The organism is Sphingomonas aerolata (assembly GCF_023935825.1).
Lineage (GTDB): Bacteria > Pseudomonadota > Alphaproteobacteria > Sphingomonadales > Sphingomonadaceae > Sphingomonas > Sphingomonas aerolata.
This window is the reverse complement of sequence record NZ_CP098762.1, coordinates 2,985,720-3,004,886: the sequence shown is the minus strand read 5'-3', so window position 1 is coordinate 3,004,886 and position 19,167 is coordinate 2,985,720. Positions and strand designations below refer to the sequence as shown.

At 65.9% G+C, this 19,167-nt stretch carries 18 protein-coding genes and 1 other RNA gene; 13 read left to right on the top strand and 6 right to left on the bottom strand.

Going from position 1 to position 19,167, the window contains the following annotated elements; translation table 11 throughout:
• Positions 1-197: 197 nt before the first annotated feature.
• Both NEF64_RS13580 and NEF64_RS13575 read left to right on the top strand, forming a co-directional pair.
• Positions 198-1,901 (top strand): DNA polymerase III subunit gamma/tau, encoded by a 1,704-nt coding sequence (locus tag NEF64_RS13580; protein ID WP_056405679.1) that lies wholly within the window; start codon positions 198-200, stop codon positions 1,899-1,901.
• Positions 1,898-2,221, top strand: a complete 324-nt coding sequence (locus NEF64_RS13575) for a YbaB/EbfC family nucleoid-associated protein (protein ID WP_031395321.1) — start codon at positions 1,898-1,900, stop codon at positions 2,219-2,221. The genes NEF64_RS13580 and NEF64_RS13575 overlap by 4 nt, the downstream gene beginning before the upstream one ends.
• Before the next feature lie 27 nt (positions 2,222-2,248).
• Here the strand turns inward: NEF64_RS13575 and mtgA are convergent, their stop codons facing one another.
• The 4 genes from mtgA to NEF64_RS13555 are packed head-to-tail and all read right to left on the bottom strand — an operon-like array spanning position 2,249 to position 6,105.
• A complete protein-coding gene (mtgA, locus tag NEF64_RS13570; RefSeq protein ID WP_252573865.1) occupies positions 2,249-2,920 on the bottom strand; it encodes a monofunctional biosynthetic peptidoglycan transglycosylase in 672 nt (223 codons plus the stop codon).
• Positions 2,921-2,929: 9 nt separating this feature from the next.
• On the bottom strand, positions 2,930-4,213 hold the full coding sequence (locus NEF64_RS13565) for a flavin monoamine oxidase family protein (protein ID WP_235516288.1): 1,284 nt from the start codon (positions 4,211-4,213) through the stop codon (positions 2,930-2,932).
• Complete coding sequence (gene rpoH / locus NEF64_RS13560; RefSeq protein ID WP_031396358.1) at positions 4,203-5,105, bottom strand: RNA polymerase sigma factor RpoH; 903 nt, start codon at positions 5,103-5,105, stop codon at positions 4,203-4,205. The genes NEF64_RS13565 and rpoH overlap by 11 nt, the downstream gene beginning before the upstream one ends.
• Positions 5,106-5,157: 52 nt before the next feature.
• Positions 5,158-6,105: an RluA family pseudouridine synthase gene (locus NEF64_RS13555; protein WP_056405529.1), complete on the bottom strand. Its 948-nt coding sequence runs from the start codon at positions 6,103-6,105 to the stop codon at positions 5,158-5,160.
• A gap of 17 nt (positions 6,106-6,122) precedes the next feature.
• Here NEF64_RS13555 and NEF64_RS13550 point away from each other — a divergent pair, with 17 nt between their 5' ends.
• The 11 genes from NEF64_RS13550 (at position 6,123) to NEF64_RS13500 (ending at position 16,740) form a co-directional block, all read left to right on the top strand.
• The gene (locus tag NEF64_RS13550; RefSeq protein ID WP_056405530.1) at positions 6,123-6,515 is read left to right on the top strand and encodes a M67 family metallopeptidase; all 393 of its coding nucleotides are present in this window, start codon (positions 6,123-6,125) and stop codon (positions 6,513-6,515) included.
• Positions 6,516-6,619: 104 nt separating this feature from the next.
• On the top strand, positions 6,620-7,264 hold the full coding sequence (locus NEF64_RS13545) for a histidine phosphotransferase family protein (protein ID WP_056405531.1): 645 nt from the start codon (positions 6,620-6,622) through the stop codon (positions 7,262-7,264).
• 100 nt (positions 7,265-7,364) lie between these two features.
• Positions 7,365-9,719: a chemotaxis protein CheA gene (locus NEF64_RS13540; protein ID WP_056405532.1), complete on the top strand. Its 2,355-nt coding sequence runs from the start codon at positions 7,365-7,367 to the stop codon at positions 9,717-9,719.
• The gene (locus NEF64_RS13535) at positions 9,719-10,150 is read left to right on the top strand and encodes a chemotaxis protein CheW (protein WP_031396353.1); all 432 of its coding nucleotides are present in this window, start codon (positions 9,719-9,721) and stop codon (positions 10,148-10,150) included. Before NEF64_RS13540 ends, NEF64_RS13535 begins: the two co-directional genes overlap by 1 nt.
• Positions 10,151-10,235: 85 nt before the next feature.
• A complete protein-coding gene (locus NEF64_RS13530; protein WP_031396352.1) occupies positions 10,236-10,601 on the top strand; it encodes a response regulator in 366 nt (121 codons plus the stop codon).
• Positions 10,602-10,618: 17 nt separating this feature from the next.
• Positions 10,619-11,758 (top strand): chemotaxis-specific protein-glutamate methyltransferase CheB, encoded by a 1,140-nt coding sequence (gene cheB / locus NEF64_RS13525; RefSeq protein WP_082446549.1) that lies wholly within the window; start codon positions 10,619-10,621, stop codon positions 11,756-11,758.
• Between the two features lie 29 nt (positions 11,759-11,787).
• Positions 11,788-12,666 (top strand): CheR family methyltransferase, encoded by an 879-nt coding sequence (locus NEF64_RS13520; RefSeq protein ID WP_234387279.1) that lies wholly within the window; start codon positions 11,788-11,790, stop codon positions 12,664-12,666.
• Between the two features lie 60 nt (positions 12,667-12,726).
• Positions 12,727-13,641: a DMT family transporter gene (locus NEF64_RS13515; RefSeq protein WP_056405533.1), complete on the top strand. Its 915-nt coding sequence runs from the start codon at positions 12,727-12,729 to the stop codon at positions 13,639-13,641.
• A gap of 53 nt (positions 13,642-13,694) precedes the next feature.
• Positions 13,695-14,327 carry an N-acetylmuramoyl-L-alanine amidase gene (locus NEF64_RS13510; RefSeq protein ID WP_081874152.1) on the top strand — a complete coding sequence of 211 codons (633 nt, stop codon included), beginning with the start codon at positions 13,695-13,697 and terminating at the stop codon, positions 14,325-14,327.
• An 11-nt stretch (positions 14,328-14,338) separates the two neighbouring features.
• An RNA gene (gene rnpB / locus NEF64_RS13505) (RNase P RNA component class A) lies at positions 14,339-14,727 on the top strand.
• Between the two features lie 45 nt (positions 14,728-14,772).
• Entirely contained in the window at positions 14,773-16,740 is a 1,968-nt protein-coding gene (locus NEF64_RS13500; RefSeq protein ID WP_252573863.1) for an energy transducer TonB, read from the top strand.
• 32 nt (positions 16,741-16,772) lie between these two features.
• Here NEF64_RS13500 and NEF64_RS13495 read toward each other — a convergent pair whose 3' ends face one another.
• Together NEF64_RS13495 and NEF64_RS13490 are read right to left on the bottom strand one after the other, a co-directional pair.
• Positions 16,773-17,411: a carbonic anhydrase gene (locus NEF64_RS13495; protein ID WP_031396345.1), complete on the bottom strand. Its 639-nt coding sequence runs from the start codon at positions 17,409-17,411 to the stop codon at positions 16,773-16,775.
• Positions 17,408-18,988, bottom strand: coding sequence for a SulP family inorganic anion transporter (locus NEF64_RS13490; RefSeq protein ID WP_051916675.1), 1,581 nt, complete (start codon positions 18,986-18,988; stop codon positions 17,408-17,410). Before NEF64_RS13490 ends, NEF64_RS13495 begins: the two co-directional genes overlap by 4 nt.
• Positions 18,989-19,167: the final 179 nt, after the last annotated feature.

Below are 19,167 nucleotides of genomic sequence, written 5' to 3'. Positions count from 1 at the left end.
GCCCAGATCGCTCCCAGTTCCGGCCCCCAGTTCGCCGTCCCGAACGGCCGCACTCCGACCTCGGGCTGCACCGCGGCGACACCCGATGTCGACCCGACGCCCAATGTTGAATCGCGCTATCGTCTCAACATTCGCAACATTCGCGGTCCCGGCCATGCCCTTCGACACCGGACCCGACAGCCGCTATGACGACCGCAATGTCAGATTCCTTCGACCTGGGCGAACCGCCACAGCCGGCTGCTAAGGCGGATGTCGCGTACCGTGTGCTCGCGCGCAAATATCGTCCGCAGACCTTTTCCGAGCTCATCGGGCAGGACGCGATGGTCCAGACGCTCGGCAACGCGATCAAGCGTGACCGGCTGGCGCATGCCTTTCTGATGACCGGGGTGCGCGGGGTCGGCAAGACGTCGACCGCGCGCCTGATCGCCAAGGCGCTCAACTGCATCGGTCCGGACGGGCAGGGCGGTCCGACGATCGACCCGTGCGGCGTCTGCGAACCCTGCCGCGCGATCGCCGAGGGCCGCCATATCGATGTGATCGAGATGGACGCCGCGAGCCATACCGGCGTCGACGACGTCCGCGAGATCATCGACGCGTCGCGCTATTCGGCGGTCACCGCGCGCTTCAAGATCTACATCATCGACGAAGTCCACATGCTGTCGAAGAACGCGTTCAACGCGCTTCTGAAGACGCTGGAGGAACCGCCCGCGCATGTGAAGTTCCTGTTCGCGACGACCGAAGTGAACAAGGTGCCGGTGACGGTCCTGTCGCGCTGCCAGCGCTTCGACCTGCGCCGCATCTCTGCGGAGCAGCTCGCCGGGCATTTCGCCTGGGTGTCGGAGCAGGAGGGCGTCGTCGCCGAGCCCGAGGCGCTGATGCTGATCGCACGCGCCGCCGAAGGGTCGGCGCGCGACGGGCTCTCGATCCTCGACCAGGCGATCGCGCATGCCGGGCTCGAAGGTGGCGGCGTCACCGCGGACGCGGTCCGGCAGATGCTCGGCCTGTCCGATCGCGGCGCGGTGCGCGACCTGCTCGCCCTGATCCTGGCGGGCGACGGGGCGGGGGCGCTCGCCTCGCTGCGGCGGCAATATGACTATGGCGTCGATCCGCTGTCGGTGCTCCGGTCGCTGCTCGAAACCGTCCACGGCGTCACGCTGACCAAGGTCGGGACGCCGGCCGACGCCGCGCAGCCCGCGGAAGAGCGCGCCGCGCGCGAGGAGTGGGCCGCCAATCTGTCCTACCCCGCGCTGCACCGCCTCTGGCAGCTGTTCCTCAAGGGCCATGACGAGGTCGCCAAGGCGGTCCTGCCGATCGAGGCGGCGGAAATGGCGCTGCTGCGGACGATCTACGCCTCGACGCTGCCCGATCCGGGCGAACTCGCGCGGCAGCTCGCCGGCAGTCCGGCACCCGCTGCTGCGGCCGCTGCATCGACACAGGCGCCGGCGCCTGCTCCCGCATCCTCCGGCGAGGCACCGCCCTGGGCCGGGGCGGGGGCGTCCACTCCGCCGGCACCCGTCGACACCGGACCGATCCTGCCACCGACCTTCGCGGCTCTGGTCGATCTGCTCGACGACTCGGGCGGGCTGGCGATCGCCGCGCGACTGCGCCACGGCGCGCGGATCGTCTCCTATGCGCCGCCCGAATTCGCGCTCAGCGGCAGCCGGCCGGTCTCGGCGGACACGCTGGCCGAACTGGGCACGCTGCTGAAGTCGGTCACGCGGACTGCCTGGAAGGTGTCGATCGTCGACGCGCCCGGCGAACCGACACTGCGCGAGGCGCAGGACGCCGCCGACGAGGCGGTGAAGCAGGCCATTCTCGAATCCCCCATCATGAAGGCCGCGGTGGCAGCGTTTCCCGACGCCAAGCTTGAATCGTGGCCGGGTCAAAGGAGCAACGCATGAAGAATATCGACGAAATCCTCGCCATGGCGCAGAACGTCCAGACCGAGCTCGAAAAGGCACAGGCCAATCTCGACACGATCGAGGTCGAGGGCGCGTCGGGCGGCGGGCTGGTCAAGGTCAAGGCGTCCGCCAAGGGCCGGATCATCGGCATCGCGATCGACGATTCGCTGATGCAGGTCGGCGAGAAGCAGATGCTCGAGGATCTGCTGACCGCCGCGTTCAACGATGCCCGCGCCAAGGCCGATGCGGTGTCGGGCACCGAAATGTCGAAGATGACCAGCGGCCTGCAGCTCCCGCCGGGCTTCAAGCTGCCGTTCTGATCTGCCGGGTGCGGCGGCTGCCGGTCCCTACCGGAGGCAGCCGTCGAGCCTCTGGGTGCGGACCGTCGAGACGCGGCGCGACAGCGTGTTGCCGTGGCGGCGGACGAAACCGCGCGGCGCGATCGCCGCCCGCTTCTTCGGCAGCGGCAACACCGCCGCGATCCGCCCCGCCTCGGTCGCCGACAGCCGCGACGCATCGTGGTTGAAATACCGGATCGCCCCGGCATTGGCGCCATAGGTGCCGATCCCGGTCTCGGCGATATTGAGATACACCTCCATGATCCGCCGCTTCGGCCACAGCGTCTCGATCAGCACGGTGAAATACGCCTCGAACGCCTTGCGGACATAGCCGCCGCCCTGGAACAGGAACGCGTTCTTCGCGGTCTGCTGGCTGATCGTCGACCCGCCACGGATCCGCCCGCCCTGCGCATTGCGTGCCGCAGCCCCGGCGATCGCCTTGAAGTCGAAGCCGCTGTGCGAACAGAACCCCGAATCCTCGCCCGCAATCGCGGCGCGCGCCATGTCGGGATCCATCTCCGACAACGGCATCCAGTCCTTCGTCACCGTATGCCCGGACAGCAGGTCGCCCATCATCGTGAACGTGAAGGGCGGCGGGACGAACCGGTACAGGCCGACCCAGGCGACCGTCACGACGACGAAGACGGACGCGAATTTGGCGAGGATGCGGATAAGGCCCATCGCCGCTCCTTATGCGATCACCGCGCCCCCGCCAATGATCGCCCGCGCCGCCGCGACGCCGGTTTCATATGCGCCGTGGGCGGTGGAGAAATCCTCGCGGTGGCAGGCTTCGCCGGCGAAGAAGATCCGGCCGTCGACCGGCGCGGCGAGTATCGCGCGCTGGCCCGCGCACCCAATCCGCGCATGGCTATAGCTGCCACCGATCCAAGGTTCTTGGCGCCAGCGGGTTGCGACAAGCGGCGTGAAGCGGCGGCGCCAGTCGCTGCCGAGCAGGGCGACCAGCTCATCGATCGCGAACGCCGCGGCGTCGCCATCCTCCAGCATCTCCGCGCAGTCGCCGCCGAAGAAACTCTCGATGATCGGCCAGCCGAACGGCGACAGGCGGTGGCTGGCGGTGCACGCGGCATAGGGGTTGCCGACGAGATGCGCATTCGCCGGCCATTCCGGTCGATCGACATGCAGGAACACCTTGTCCGCCAGCCCGAGTGGGAGGTCGGCGGCGGCGGCATGCTTGTCAGGCAGGGGCGGGTCGAACCTGATCTGCGATCGGGCAAGCACGGTGGTGGGCACGCAGACGATGACATGATCCGCGTCGATCTCCCCGAACGGCGTGTCGAGCCTAATCCGCCGACCGCCATGGTCGATACGGGTGACCGGGGTGGAGAGGCGGATCGGAAGACCGGCGGCATGACTGGTGACCAGCGTGCCATAGCCTTGCTTCACGGTCCAATTATCGTCCGATGCAGCATTTTCATACGCGGCCCAGTCATGGAGCGACACCTGCGACAGGTTCGCGCCATTCGCATAGCCTGAGATCGCGTCGATCCTAGACCGCCATTCATCGTGAGTGTCGACGAAGTCGGACAGCGGGCGGTCGGGACCGTCGAGCGCCGCCAATGCCCGGGCGTTCCATTCCTGATAGGCGGTGGACGAAGACGCCTGCTTTTCGGGTGAAAAACCAAGGTCACGCCATTGCGTGCGCCAGTTCGCGTCCGACCGGTCGACGCTGAAACCCGAACGCTCCGCAATCGCGGTCCATGGGTTGCGCTGCGCGGAGTGGAGCCACCCGCAACCGGCATCGACATGAGACCCCGCAAGGATAGAATTCGCCTCTGGCTTACTGCCCTCGCGGCTCAATAACGCGTCTATCGATAGACTATGCGCCCGACCACCAAGACGGTCGCTCGCCTCGACCAGCAACACATCATGCGCGGCGTCATGGAGCGTCCGCACCGCCGCAACACCGGCCGCACCGCCGCCAATGACGACGGTGCGCATGATGTCAGGCGGCAAGCAGGCGCTTTTCGCCAGCGATGCGCATCATAGCCTTTTGCAGCTTCTCGAACGCGCGAACTTCAATCTGGCGGACTCGCTCGCGCGAGACGCCATAGACTTGCGACAATTCCTCGAGCGTCTTGGGATCGTCCGTCAGGCGGCGTTCGGTCAAGATATGCTGTTCACGATCGTTGAGGTCGTCCATCGCGGAAACCAGCATCGAGTGGCGGACGTCGGCCTCCTGTGCGTCGGCAACGATCTTGTCCTGGAGCGGTGCGTCGTCCTGCAGCCAATCCTGCCACTGGCCTTCGCCGTCCTCGCGCATCGGGACGTTGAGCGAGGTGTCACCACCCATCGCCATGCGGCGGTTCATGCTGACGACGTCGGTCTCGGCGACACCGAGATCGGTGGCGATCTTCGTCACGTGCTCAGGGCGCAGATCACCGTCCTCGAATGCATCGAGGCGGCTCTTCATCCGGCGCAGATTGAAGAACAGCTTTTTCTGCGCTGCGGTGGTGCCCATCTTCACGAGCGACCAGCTGCGCAGGATATATTCCTGAATCGACGCGCGGATCCACCACATCGCATAGGTCGCGAGACGGAAGCCGCGCTCCGGCTCGAATTTCTTCACGCCCTGCATCAGGCCGATATTGCCCTCAGAGATCAGCTCGGACGTAGGCAGACCGTAGCCACGATAGCCCATGGCGATCTTCGCCACGAGACGGAGATGCGACGTCACCAGCTGCGCCGCAGCATCGGTGTCGCCATGCTCCTGGAACCGCTTGGCGAGCATATACTCCTGCTCGGGTTGCAGGATGGGGAATTTCTTGATCTCGGCGAGATAGCGATTGAGACCCGCCTCGCTGCCGAGCGCAGGTATCGTCGCTGGAACGTTGGAGCGGGCTGCCATGGTAGTCTTCCCTTTCTGCGAAACCATACCGCACTGCGGCAGGGTCCGATATCTATACGTGAAGCTCGCTGAACAGTTCCTGCATGTCCGCAGGCATCCTGCTTTCGAACGCCAAAGCGTTACTATTTATAGGATGGATGAACCCGAGATACGCGGCGTGCAAGGCCTGACGGCGGAAACCAAGCGTTTCGAGCAGCGTCTTCTGACCGGGCCGGTTTCTACCGTAGACCGGGTCGCCGAGCAAGGCGTGCCCGATCGAGGCCATGTGGACGCGCACCTGATGCGTGCGACCCGTTTCTAGCCGGCACTCGACCAGCGCGGCATCGCGAAGCGGTTGCAACGTCGTGAAATGCGTGACGGCGCGTTTGCCGCCCTGGACGATGGCGATCTTCTTCCGGTTTTGCGGACTGCGCGCCAGCGGGGCATCGACGGTCCCTGAGGAAGGGCGCGGGATCCCGCCGACGATCGCGCGGTAACGACGGTCGATGCTGTGATCATGGAACTGCTTGGCCAGTCCCTCGTGCGCGCGGTCGCTCTTCGCGGCGATCATCAACCCGGAGGTATCCTTGTCGATCCGGTGGACGATGCCCGGACGCGCGACCCCGCCGATCCCCGAAAGATTGCCCGCGCAATGGTGAAGCAGCGCGTTGACGAGCGTGCCGTCGAAATTGCCCGCTGCGGGATGCACGACCAGACCCGCCTGCTTGTCGACGACGATCAGATGCTCGTCTTCATAGGCGATGACGAGCGGGATGTCCTGCGCCTCGTTATGCAGCGGCGTCGGTGGCGGCACGGCGATCGCGAAGGTCTGACCGGCGGACGCTTTTTTCGAAGAATCGCGCCAGGCCTGACCCGCCTGCGATACCGCACCGGCGGCGATCAACGTCTTCAGCCGTTCGCGTGACATCGTCGGAACGGCATCCGCGAGCGCCCGGTCGAGACGCCATCCATCGGCCGCCGCGGCAATTTTCGCTTCAATCGTGGCAACCCCCCGGTCCATGCGGTAGCGATGTGGCGATGAGCGTTACGATTTCAAGCGGCGTCCTCGATCGGATCCTTGCACGGGCGGCGGCATCGCCGGCGGAGGAGGTTTGCGGACTGCTCTTCGGTACGCCGGGTGCCATCGCGACGGCAGAGCCTTGCGAGAACGTCGCGAACCATCCCGCCCACAGCTTCGAAATCGATCCTGCAGCGCTGCTGGCCGCACATCGTCGCGCGCGCCACGGCGGCCCAGCGGTCATCGGTCATTACCACTCGCATCCCACGGGCAACCCCGTGCCGTCGCCGCGCGACGCCGCGCAGGCGATGGGCGACGGAGCGATCTGGCTGATCATCGGCGGCAGGCAAGCCCGCGCTTGGCGCTCTCACGCCCCCGGCGCATTTGCCGAGGTTGCCATTGTGCTGATTTGACGTGATCCGCGGAGCATAAAGCGCGAAGCGCCAACGATGCGCCTTGCCGCTTGCCAGCCAATCGTGGCGAGGTCAGAACGGCACATGTTTTCGAGAGGATATTCATGACTGTCAGCCCGGTCGATTTTGCCAGCCTGTTGTGTTCGCGTTTGTGTCACGACCTGCTGTCGCCGGTCGGCGCGCTCAACAACGGGCTCGAACTGCTGGCAGACGAAACCGATCCGGCAATGCGTGCGCGGTGCATGGAGCTGCTGGCGGACAGCGCACGCGCATCGGCGAGCAAGCTGAAATTCTTTCGCTTGGCCTTCGGTGCTGCGGGGGGATTTGGCGAGGAAGTCGCAACCCGCGAGGCCAAGTCCGCGGTCGAAGGGCTGATCGCCGAGAACAAGCGGATCGAGCTCGCCTGGCTCGTGGACGAGGAAACGATGCCCAAGGCGGCGATCAAGGTCCTGCTCAACCTGGTGCTGATCGGCGGCGAATCGCTGGTGCGCGGCGGCCGGATGGAGATTGGCGGCGAGGACAATGCCGGCCATCTCGAGGTGGTCGTGAAGGTCGAGGGGCCGCGGCTCGTCCTGGACCCCGAAATTCGTCGGACGCTGGTCGACGGTCCTGGCGATACGGCGGTAACGCCGCGCGCGGCCGCCGCCTATATGGTGCACACGCTCGTCGCCGAGAGCGGGGGCAGCATGCAGATCTTCGAACCGTCCGATGGCGTCATGATCTTCGGTGCGGTGTTCAACGCGCGATAACATGGCTGGATACTGTGGTGCGGCGAGGGAGGAGCGATCCTAACGCGGCCTTAACCCCTGTTCGTCATGACGGGCCCGACGCACGCGTTCCGGGGCCCGCATGGACGATCTTCTACAGGAATTCATAGCCGAGACGCGCGAGACGCTGGAGGCACTGTCGGGCGAGATTGTCGCCTGGGAGGCGGCGCCGACGGATCGCGCGCGGCTCGATGCAATCTTCCGCTTCGTTCACACGGTGAAGGGCAGCTGTGGGTTTCTCGACATCCCCCGGCTGGCCCGGCTGAGCCACGCCGCTGAAGACGTGCTTGCGGCGGTTCGGGACAACAAGCGCGTGCCCGACACCGCGCTGGTGAATGCCGTGCTCGCGATCGTCGACCGGATCGGCGAGATCGTCGAAGCGATCGATGCCGGCGCGGCGCTGGATGATGCAAGCGAGGAACTGCTGATCACGGCGCTGGCGGAGGACGCCACGCCGGCGGCCGTGCCCGTACATGTCGCAACCGTGCGGGCCAGCAGCCGCAGTGTCCGTCTGAACGTCGATCTGCTCGACCGGATGATGAGCGGCATGTCCGACATGGTGCTCGCGCGCAACGAACTGGCGCGGCGATTGCGAGATAACGTCAGCGATCCGCATGTCGATGCTGCGCTCGAACGGCTCTCGCTGACCGTCGCCGACATGCGCGACACGGTGACGCGGACCCGGATGCAGAAGATCGATGCGCTGTTCTCGGCGCTGCCGCGCATGGTCCGCGATACCAGCGCGGAACTGGGCAAGGCGGTCAACCTGGTGATCGAGGGCTCTGACGTCGAGCTCGACCGCGAACTGATCGAGCTGATCCGCGATCCGCTGGCACATATCATCCGCAACGCCGTCGATCACGGGATCGAGTCGCTGGCCGACCGTCTGGCCGCGGGCAAGCCCGCGGCGGGGCGACTCGTCGTGTCCGCACGCCAGTCGGGCAACCAGATCCTCATCGAGATCAGCGACGACGGACGTGGCATCGACGTTGCGCGGATCGTCAGCAAGGCCAAGGACCAGGCCCTGCGTACCGAAGCACAGATCGGCGCGATGGATGAGGACGCAAAGCTCGATCTCGTATTCGAAGCGGGACTGTCGAGCCGCGACACGGTCACGACAGTCTCGGGACGCGGCGTCGGTATGGATGTCGTGCGCGCCAATATCGAGCATATCGGCGGGCGCATCGCGCTGTGCAACATGCCCGGCCGCGGGTTGCGGATCGTCATTCACGTGCCGCTGACGCTGTCGATCCTGTCGACGATCATCGTCAGCGTGGGGACGCAGCGTTTCGCGCTGGCGCGGCAGTCGATCGAGGAGATCGTCAGGGTCCGTGGAACGCAGGTGCGGATCGACACGATCGGAGATGCATCGGCCGTCGCGGTCCGGGGACGGCGGATGCCGCTGGTCTCGCTGGCCGCGCTGTTCGGGCTGGGCGACCATGACCCGGGCACGCTCGTGATCGTGTCGACCCGCGAAGGTGATTATGCGCTCGGCGTCGACGACGTGCTCGACGCGGAGGAACTGGTCGTCAAACCTGCCTCGCCGCACGTGATGGCGACCGGCGTCTACGCCGGCCAGACGCTGCCCGACAGCGGCCTGCCGATGCTGCTGCTCGACGGAGCGGGGATCGCGCATGTCGCGGGGCTGCGGTTTTCCGCCCTCGCGGTCGCGCACGACGAAGCTGCGGCGGACAGCGTCGCCGGCGTACAGGCGCTGCTGTTCGACGATCTGGACGGCAAGCGCCGCGTGATCGCGCTGGCGGTGATCGACCGGGTCGAACCGGTGGCGACGTCGGCGATCAGCTTTACGGCGGGCGCGCTGCGTCTCGCCATCGGCGGGGCGATCGTGCCGTTGCATTCGGTTGGCGTGATCGGCGACCGGGAAGAGGTCGCCGTACTCCGTCTGACCGATGGCGACAGCGAGATGGCCTATGCGATCGCGGAGGCCATCGAGATCGTCGAATTGCCGCCCGAAATGGCGCCGGCTAATGGCGGCGGGCCGATCGCGGGCGTCGTGATCATCGGCGGTGAGCAGGTCGAACTGATCGATCCGCACGCGTTGTTCGCGGGCGAGCCGGTCCGGCGCGCCTCGCGCCCGGTCTGCCTGTTGCAGAGCGACAGCAGCGGGTGGATGGAGACGTTCCTCAAACCCGCGCTCGAGGCGTCGGGCTATCGGTGTGTGACACGCCTCGCCGCGGGCGAGACGCCTGCGGTCGCGCTGGCGATGGAGGATGGACCGGTCGAGGCGGTCGCCGCCCCGATCGTCACGCTGCGCCGTAATCGGGAGGGCGCGAGCGCGCAGGACCATAGCATCTATCGCTATGATCGTCCGGCCCTGATCGAGGAACTCGCGCGGCGGGTCGCGGCGCAGGCCGGCGCGCAACAAGAGGATTCAGCACCCTCTATTCGCGCCGTGACGAGTGGGGGAGCGCGCTGATGGAATTGTTTCTGATCGCGCATATCGCCGGGCGCGGCGTCGCGATTCCGGCAGAACAGGTCGGCTCGGTCGTCGATATCGGTGATGTCGTCGCGGTGCCGCAGGCGGAGGCGGCGATCCGCGGGCTGACCGCGCTTCGCAGTCGGGTTGTGACGGTGATCGATACCGGCACTGCACTGGGGCTCGCGCCGACGCCCGAAACCGCCAGACGGGCGGTCATCACGCAGGTCGACGGGCATGATTATGCGATCCTGGTCGACTCGCTCGAGGATGTCGCGCCGTTCGAGCGGCTGCCGCTGTCGTCGGGGCTGGCGCTCAACCACGGCTGGGCGGCGGCGGCGTCGGGGCTGGTCGATCGCGATGGCGAGCCGATGCTGGTGCTCGACCTGGCCGCGGTGGTGCCGTCGTCCTTGCCCGCGCTCGTCGCCTGAACGGCGGCCAACTCGCGCGCGCTTAACCCGGTGCTTACGCTTTGCCGGCTAAGGCGGGCGCCATGATCACCCCGGAAGGCTTTCCATGAAGACCTGTCTTGTCGTTGATGATTCGAAGGTGATCCGCAAGGTCGCGCGTCACATCCTCGAAACGCTTGATTTTACCGTTCGCGAGGCATGTGACGGCCAGGAGGCGCTCCAGTGCTGTCTGGAGTCGGTTCCGGACGTCATCCTGCTCGACTGGAACATGCCCGTCATGAGCGGCATGGATTTCCTGCGAGCGCTGCGCGACAGCGATATCACGCAGCGTCCCAAGGTCGTCTTCTGCACGACCGAGAACGGCATGGCGTATATCCGCGCCGCGATCGAGGCGGGTGCCGACGAATATGTCATGAAGCCGTTCGACCGCGAAACCCTCGCATCGAAATTGCAAATCGTCGGCATGGCCTGAGCGGGTCTTACGACGCCGTGGCCGCCTCGCTGCCCCTTCCACCGCTGCCGCGGTCGCCTTCGTCCGCCGTCGCGCGCGTCCTGATCGTCGATGATTCGGTGGTCGCCCGCGCGGTGATGGCGCGGCTGATCGACGCGAGCTCGCAGTTCACCGTCGTCGGCGCGGTTGCCAATGCGGGAGCCGCACTCGAGTTCCTGCGCTCCGCTGAGGTCGATTTCATCCTGCTCGATATCGAAATGCCGGGGGTCGACGGACTGACCGCTTTGCCGGACCTTATCGCTGCGGGGCAGGGTGCCAAGATCCTGATCGTCTCCTCCTCCGCCGATGAGGGCGGTGCGGCAGCGGTCCAGGCGCTCGCGCTGGGGGCGGCGGAAACGCTGGTGAAGCCGGGCGCCAGCGGGATGTCTGGCCGCTTTGCAACCGCACTGGTCGAAAAGCTCGAACGCCTGTGTGAAGCCCCGACCGCGATCGTGCCTACCCGCGCGTCGGGACTGAGAAGCGCGAGCAACGTCACGGCCGCAATTGAGCCGCTGTGCGGCCGGGGTGCTGCGGATCAAGGCCGTTCCGTCGCGGTCGGCGACGCCTATGACATCGTCGCGATCGGTGCATCGACCGGCGGGATTCACGCACTGAGCCAGTTGCTGCGTGAGTTGCCCGCCACGTTCCAGCTGCCGATCCTGATCACGCAACATTTGCCCGCGTCGTTCATGCCGTATTTCGCGGCACAACTCACGGTCCTGTCCGGCCGGCCGTGCGACGTCGCGACCGACCGCCTGCGGATCCGCCCCGGCCGCCTGTTCATCGCCCCCGGCGACGCCCACATGACCTGCGTGCGGCTGAGCGACGGCGGTGCCGCGATCCGCCTCAGGCAGGGCGTCGTCGGCAGCGGCTGCCTCCCCTCAGTCGATCCGATGCTGGGATCGGTCGCCCAAGTCTTTGGCGCGCGCGCGCTGGCTATCATGCTGAGCGGCATGGGCCGTGACGGTGCGGAGGGGGCGCGACAGGTCCACGACGCCGGCGGCAGCGTGGTCGCTCAGGATCAGACGACGTCGGTCGTCTGGGGCATGCCGGGCGCAGTCGTGTCGTCGGGTGTCGCTGCGGCGATACTGCCCCCCGAGGCGATCGGGCGGCTCATCGCGTCGCAGCGCCGTCCATGATGGGCGCGTCAGCGTTGCGCGGGCGGAGCATGCCGACCACGGCGCCGTCATCCTCACCGGCAACGGCGGCCTCCCAGGCGACGATCGACGTGCTGACCGCGCTGCTAGAAGCGCGGACGGGACAGCAGATCGCGGCCTATCGCTCCTGGCGCCTTGATACAGCGCTCAAGCCGCTGTTGCGTGAACGCCAGCTCGGCAGCCTTGATGAGCTGGTTGCGCAGTTGCTGGCCGGAAAGGATCGGGAGATCGGCGAGCATATCGTCGACGCGCTGCTGAACCAGGAAACGTCCTTCTACCGGGACGCGCAGGTCTTCGAGCACCTCGTCGCGGCGATCGCGGATGCCGAGACCGCCGGTCATCGCATCCGGATCTGGTGCGCGGGATGTTCGACCGGGCAGGAGCCGCTGTCACTGGCGATGCTGTTCGCCGAGCGGCACGAGACGACTGGTGCGCCGGTTCCGGATATCGTCGCGACCGACGTTTCGGGCGCCGCAATCGCCCGCGCACGGTCGGGGCGTTTCACGCAGTTCGAGATTCAGCGCGGGTTACCGATCCGTCGGATGATGCGGTGGTTCGACGGTGTCGGCGCAGACTGGGTCGCCAAGCCTGAGCTGGTGAAGCTGGTCACGTTTCGGCGGGTGAATCTGGTGTCCGATGCGGCGCCGGCAGGACGTTTCGACCTGGTCCTGTGCCGCAATGTCCTGTTGTACCTGACGGCGGAGACGAAATTGCGGGTGTTCTCGACGATCGCACGGACACTACGGCCCGGCGGCCTGTTCGTGATGGGCGCGGGGGAGACGGTGAGCGGGCAGACCCCGTTGTTCGAGCCCAGCCAGCGCTATCGCGGCTTCTACGAAACGCCGTCGTCAAGCACTGGCGATCCGCGGCTTCGCGCGCCCGGGTCCTGATCCCGCGATAGAGTGCTGCGGCAGTTTACATCGCGGTGCGATCCCGGCAAGCGTTGGGGGATGACGATCCAGGCCGCACCTCCAGCGACGCATCGGTTCGGCCTGCGCGACTTTGCGATCGTCGTCGTGATGAACGTGCTGTGGGGGCTCAACATCATCGCCGTGAAGATGGCGGTGACGGAAATCGCGCCGATGACGGCCGGGTTCCTGCGCCAGGTCATCGTGTTTGCGGTCTGCGCAAGCTGGTTCCGGCTGGTGCCGGGACGGACCGCGACGCTGGCACTGCTCGGACTGTTGTCGGGCGGCATCTTCTATCTCGTGATCAATCTGTCACTGTCGGTCGCGACCAATATCGGCGCGTTGGCGATCGCCGGCCAGCTCGGCGTTCCGTTCGCGCTGCTGCTCGCGATCGTCGTTTTTCGCGAACGGATCCACTGGCCCCGGATGCTGGGGATAGGCCTGTCGATCCTGGGAGTGGTGCTGCTGGTCTTCGATCCGTCGGCAGCGCGCGAGGGCGCCGGTCTTGCGCTGACCGCGCTGGCAAGCCTGATCTGGGCGATCACCTCGCTGATCCAGCGGCGGCTCGTCGGCGTGCCGGTCCTGACGATCTATGCCTGGGTCGGTCTGATGGGGAGTCTGGTAATGGCGGTCGTGGCGATGATCACCGAGCCTGCGGCGATGCGCGCGATCCCTGACCTGCCGCTCCGCACGGTCGGCTGGGTGGCGTTTTCCGCGATCGGATCGACGGTGATCGGCCAGGGCTCGATGTCATGGCTGTTGCAGCGTCATTCGGTCAGCGTGGTCACGCCGATGACGCTCGCCGCACCAATAATCTCGGTGTTCGCCGCAGCCTATTACTTCGGCAACCCGTTGACGCTATTGATGCTTGCAGGCGGAGGCGTTGCGATGCTCGGCGTCGCGATCGTCACGATCCGGACCGCACGCGCGGACCGGCTGGAGGGGAAGCTGGCTTGACGATCATCGAGACGCCGTCACCGAATTTCGACGACCGAACGCTGCCTGTCAGCATGATCGTATTGCACTATACCGGCATGCAGGATGGCCCGTCCGCGATCGCCCGCCTGCGCGATCCGGACGCGAAGGTGTCGGCACATTATCTGATCGAGGAGGACGGGACCGTCCTGCGGATGGTCGCCGAGGATAAGCGGGCCTGGCACGCGGGACGGTCACACTGGCGCGGGATCGAGGACGTCAATTCGGCAAGCATCGGCATCGAGATCGTCAATCCTGGGCATGAGTTCGGCTATCGCCCGTTCCCGCCCGAACAGATCGCCGCGCTGCTGCCGTTGGTGGCGCAGATCAAGGACCGCCACGAGATCACGCGGGGTAACATCGTCGGTCATTCCGACATCGCGCCGACGCGCAAGCGCGATCCCGGCGAGTTGTTCCCGTGGCACGAACTGGCGCGACGCCGGCTTGCGCTGCCGCGGCCGACCAAGAATCTGATGGATCCCGGCTGGACGGAGGGCGGGTTCTGCCTTGCGCTCGAACGGTTCGGCTACGACGTGGAGAACCGGATGGCGGCGATCATGGCGTTCCAGCGCCGGTTCCGCCCCGAGCTGGTGGACGGCGAGATCGATGCGGAATGCCGGTGCATCCTGCTCGCTTTGCTGCTTCCCAAACCGATGGGTGACGACTAGGGATCGGCGCGCCAGAGGGTCGGGCGACCGCGGGGGTGTTGTAATGGCATCCGCGAGGAAAGTCCGGGCTCCGCGGAACGACGGTGCCGGGTAACGCCCGGCGGGGGTGACCCCAGGGACAGTGCCACAGAGAGCAGACGGCCAACCCTCGGCGCAAGCCGGGGCGGTCAGAGTGAAAGGGTGCGGTAAGAGCGCACCGCGCGCCTGGTAACAGGGGCGGCATGGCAAACCCCACCGGGAGCAAGATCGAATAGGGGTGGCACATGGGCTTCGTTCCGGCTCGTCACCCGGGTTGATTGCTTGAGGCGGCGGGCAACCGTCGTCCTAGAGGAATGGTCGCCTAACTTTCGACCGAAGGGTCGGAAATGGACAGAACCCGGCTTACAGACCCTCTGGCATCCTTTCCCGATCGCATGCAGACTGCCCAAAAGACGTGGGGGATGTAATGCGTATCGACCGGGCAGGACTGATGGGCGCAGGCGTTTTGATGGCGACGGTCGCCGCGCAGGTTACGGCGCAGGGGCCCGTAACCACAGTGCAGCAGGATTTCGAAGCGGCAGCAGCGTTGGATGCGAAGGGCGACAGGCCCGCTGCGCTGGCGGCATGGACGACACTCGAGGCGCGAACCAAGCCCGGATCGCGGAGCCGGGGGATTGCGCTGATCCGCAAGAGTGCGGCGCTGTTCAAGCTCGACCGGTCGGACGATGCGGTGACCGCGGCGCGCGACGGCCTCGCCCTGTTGCCCGCGAACGATCCGACGCTCGCCGAGGATCGGTGGCGGGCCTATTATGATCTGGGCCTCATTGCGCAGAATGCGCTCGATTATGCGGGGGCGAGCGTCTCGTTTGCTAGCGCCGCCGCTGCGGCGGACGGCGCGTCGCTGAAGGTCGCGGCGTTGTTGTCTTTGGCGGACACGACGACGTTCACCGATCCCGCCGCCGCGGATGCGGCCCTTGCGAAGGTCGATGCGCTCGTCCGGACGGCCCCTGCCGATGCGGATGTAAAGGCTTTGATTGCGCGGCGTCGCGCGATTCTGGCGCTGAACCGGGGGCAGTATGAACAGGCGCGGACGCAAGCGGTTGAGGCGGTCAAATTTTATGGCGGGATGACGTCGCAGACCGATTCGCGCGACGTTTCTGCGCGGTCAGATGCGGCGATCGCGTCACTGTTGGCGGGCAAGAGCGAAGAGGCCCGCCGGTACATGGCGATGACCGGCGCGGGCCGGTTGAGCAAGGGGGAGTTTGATCCGGCGGTACAGATGGAGGTACCCGCCTGCGGTGGCGAGGCCGATCTGAGGCCTGCGGACATGGCGGTCGTCGAGTTCACGATCGACAATGACGGCGTGGTGCGCGGCGTCTCGCCCATCTATGCCGCAGGCGGTGGCGCGGTGGCGCTCGAATTTGCGCGTGCCGTCCGCGACTGGTCATGGACGCCCGAGCAGACCAAATCCTTTCCCGCGTTCTTCCGCTACAATATCCGCGTCGAGATGCGCTGCTCGACCGCGTTCGAGCGACCGTCGATCACCAAGTTTCTCGACGCGGACATGGCGGCCTGGCTCGAGTCCAAGGGGCTTTCGCTACCGGTAAGCGAACGTGGCGCGGATGCCGCCGCCATCGTCGGGCAACGTGCCGCACTCGCGGCGGCGGAGGGCAAGTCGGGGCCGACATCGCTCGCCACGCTGCCACCCTTGTACCAGCTCGTTGGCAACGCGGTCGTGGGTCGTGAGGAGGCGCATGAGCTGGCGCAGCGGGCGTTCGCTATTGCTCAGGCAAACGGCGCCCCGCCGATCGCGCTGCTCCCGCTCGACATCCGTGTGCGTGAGACCGAAAGTGCCGATAGCTGGAAGCAGGGCGCCTATGCCCGCGCTATCACGCCGCTGCTGTCGAAGCGCGGTTATGCGCAGGATCCGCAAGCGCGATCGGCGCTGCAACTGCTCATAGCGGATTCGACCAAGAGCCGAAGCCGGCGTGTGGCGCCGTTACAGGCGGTCGCGGACGACAAGGGTTTGGCAGCAAACGACCCGATGCGTGTCGGTGCGCTGATCCGGCTGGCGTCGCTACAGCAGCAGGCGGGGGATTCGGTGGCGGCACGTGCCACGTTCAACCGGTCGGGGCTGGCGGCCAGCCAGTGCGCGATCCTTGATGCCCCGCCCCGATTCCTTTCGGCCGGCGGCACGTTTCCGGATGAAGCCCGCATTTGGGGATTCGAAGGCTGGACCCGGACGCAGTTCGATGTGGGGCCGGACGGCAAGGTGTTTAACGAGCGCGCGGTGCTCAGCTATCCGCCGTTCGTTTTCACCAAGGCCGGCACGCAGACCGTCGCGGGCGCCCGATATACGAAGACGTTTCGCCCCGATGGCGGTGTCGGCTGCGGCGGGCTTTCCCAGAATGTCCGGTTCAAGATGCCGGGATGATCCTGCCCTCCCCGTCGGAGGAGGGACTGACGTCAGACCAGCACCTTGTCAGGCCTGCCAATCTCGTCGAGAACCGTGTCGGCGGCGATCTCCATGAGCGGTTTGATATGGCCGTCACGCATGTCGTAGACCCAGCCGTGCAGTGCCAGTTCCTGCCCCTTGGCGAACGCATCCTGCACAGTCCTGGTGCGCGCGAGGCGAACGAGCTGGTCGCGGACGTTGACCTCGACGAAGCGATTGACCTTGGCCTCTTCGGTAGGCTGCGCATCGATCTCGTCGCGGTGATCGCGCAGCACTTCGCGCGCAGTATCGAGCCACTCGTCGACGGGACCGTCCAGGCCACCTTGCAGCGTACCCATGATGCCGCCGCAACCGTGATGGCCGCAGACGATGACATGCTTCACCTTCAGTACGTCGACCGCATATTGCAGCACCGACATGAGGTTCAGGTCGTGATCGTTGACGAGGTTGGCGATGTTGCGGTGGATGAACATCCCGCCCGGCTGAGTCATCGTCATCTGTTCGGGACTGACGCGACTGTCCGAGCAGCCGATCCACAGGAATTCCGGCTTCTGGCCGACCGTCTGGCGGCTGAAGAAATCGGGATTCTCGTCGGTATGCTCTGCGACCCAGGCCTTGTTGGCGAGCAGCAGCTGTTTGTAGCGTCTCATGTGTACAGAACCTCGCTCGATGGCGCGTTGATCAACGCGGCACGCTTGCCGGCGATATCGCCGCGCAGGCTGACGGTGATGCCGCGATATTCCGCGCCTTTGATGAACGCGTTGATGATGTCGATATTGTCGAGGTCGACATAACTGGTCGACGACAGGTCGATCAGCACCTGGGTATTGTCGGGCACGCGGTTCAGCGACTTCTGCAATTCATATTTGTGGATGAAATACAGGTTGCGGCGCGCACGGACGAGGCAGTCGTCGCCATCGCAGGCAAAGGTGATCGCGGTACGGAAGTTGCGTGCAATGACGAATACGAAGCCGACAACGATGCCAATCACGATGCCCTCGAGCAAATCGGTAAACAGGATCGCGCCGACTGTGACGACGAAGGGGATGAACTGCGTCCAGCCCTGCTTGTAGCGTTCCAGAAACAGCTTCGGCTTGGTCAGCTTGTAACCGGTCGCGATCAGCACCGCGGCAAGCGCGGAGAGCGGGATCAGGTTAAGCAGCGACGGGATCAGTGCAACGCTGATCAGCAGCCAGAAGCCGTGGAGCATGGTCGAAAGCTTGCTCTCCGCCTTGGCGTCGACATTGGCCGACGATCGGACGATCACCGACGTGACGGGAAGCCCGCCGATCATGCCCGACAGGATGTTACCCCCGCCCTGCGCGAGCAACTCCCAGTTCTTGTCGGTGGAGCGACGGCGCGGATCGATCTCGTCGACCGCTTTCACGCTGAGCAGCGACTCCAAGCTCGCGACGATTGCGAGCGTGACCGCAGTTGTCCAGACGATGCCCATGCTGATGCCGGAAAAGTCCGGGAGCGTGAACAGCGTGGGAAATTCGGAAAGCTTCTGCGTGACGGGTACCTGGACGAGATGTGTCGCCTGGAGCTGCCAATCAGGCTTGACCGCGCCCAGCAGCGCGTTGCCGAGCACGCCGATCAGGACGACGACGAGCGGGCCGGGGACGAACCGGAGCGGGCCATTCTTCGGTTTCGCGCCGTCCCACCAGAACAGGAATGCCAGGCTGATCCCGGCAATCAGGATCGCACCGGGGGTCACGCTCGCGCTCAGACTGTCGATGATTCGCGAGAAGGTGTTGACGCCGTTGGCGGTGGAGAATTCGAAGATCCCCTCGGCCTCGCGGTCGAAGCCGACCGCGTGCGGAATCTGCTTGAGGATAAGGATCAGGCCGATCGCGGCCAGCATCCCGGTGATCACCGAGGAGGGCACGAATTCGCTGAGAATACCCGCGCGCGTCAGCGAAAAGCCGATCTGAAGCACGCCCGCCAGCACGACGGCCATCAGGAACATCTGGTAGCTCGGCATGCTTTCGATCGCCGCGAGGACGATCACGGTCAAGCCTGCAGCCGGTCCGCTGACCGACAAGGGAGATTTTGAGAAGAGCCCGACGGCGATGCCGCCGACGATTCCGGCGATGACGCCTGCGAACAGCGGCGCACCTGACGCAAGCGCAACGCCCAGACACAGGGGCAGGGCGACAAGGGCGACCACGATCGACGCGGGCAGATCGGCCCGCCACGTGCTTAGCTTCGGAATGAGAGTTTGCACCAGGGCTCCTGTCGCCGCGACGTCGGCCGGGATGCGCCCGGAGCAGACGCTTTACCCTATGCCAGATGACAATTTATTCATGTTCATTAGGCGATGAACGCCTCCTGACTCAAGGCGCAATGTCGGTCCCGGCCGCAGGTGCGGCCGCGTGGCTTGATCGTTTGGCGGTGCGGTACGCG

Bases quoted from the DNA above. Each gene is read 5' to 3' on its own strand.
- NEF64_RS13580 (WP_056405679.1), top strand. From the start codon at position 198: ATGTCAGATTCCTTCGACCTGGGCGAACCGCCACAGCCGGCTGCTAAG.
- NEF64_RS13575 (WP_031395321.1), top strand. From the start codon at position 1,898: ATGAAGAATATCGACGAAATCCTCGCCATGGCGCAGAACGTCCAGACC.
- mtgA (WP_252573865.1), bottom strand. From the start codon at position 2,920: ATGGGCCTTATCCGCATCCTCGCCAAATTCGCGTCCGTCTTCGTCGTC.
- rpoH (WP_031396358.1), bottom strand. From the start codon at position 5,105: ATGGCAGCCCGCTCCAACGTTCCAGCGACGATACCTGCGCTCGGCAGC.
- NEF64_RS13555 (WP_056405529.1), bottom strand. From the start codon at position 6,105: ATGGACCGGGGGGTTGCCACGATTGAAGCGAAAATTGCCGCGGCGGCC.
- NEF64_RS13550 (WP_056405530.1), top strand. From the start codon at position 6,123: ATGAGCGTTACGATTTCAAGCGGCGTCCTCGATCGGATCCTTGCACGG.
- NEF64_RS13545 (WP_056405531.1), top strand. From the start codon at position 6,620: ATGACTGTCAGCCCGGTCGATTTTGCCAGCCTGTTGTGTTCGCGTTTG.
- NEF64_RS13540 (WP_056405532.1), top strand. From the start codon at position 7,365: ATGGACGATCTTCTACAGGAATTCATAGCCGAGACGCGCGAGACGCTG.
- NEF64_RS13535 (WP_031396353.1), top strand. From the start codon at position 9,719: ATGGAATTGTTTCTGATCGCGCATATCGCCGGGCGCGGCGTCGCGATT.
- NEF64_RS13530 (WP_031396352.1), top strand. From the start codon at position 10,236: ATGAAGACCTGTCTTGTCGTTGATGATTCGAAGGTGATCCGCAAGGTC.
- NEF64_RS13520 (WP_234387279.1), top strand. From the start codon at position 11,788: ATGCCGACCACGGCGCCGTCATCCTCACCGGCAACGGCGGCCTCCCAG.
- NEF64_RS13515 (WP_056405533.1), top strand. From the start codon at position 12,727: ATGACGATCCAGGCCGCACCTCCAGCGACGCATCGGTTCGGCCTGCGC.
- NEF64_RS13510 (WP_081874152.1), top strand. From the start codon at position 13,695: ATGATCGTATTGCACTATACCGGCATGCAGGATGGCCCGTCCGCGATC.
- NEF64_RS13500 (WP_252573863.1), top strand. From the start codon at position 14,773: ATGCGTATCGACCGGGCAGGACTGATGGGCGCAGGCGTTTTGATGGCG.
- NEF64_RS13495 (WP_031396345.1), bottom strand. From the start codon at position 17,411: ATGAGACGCTACAAACAGCTGCTGCTCGCCAACAAGGCCTGGGTCGCA.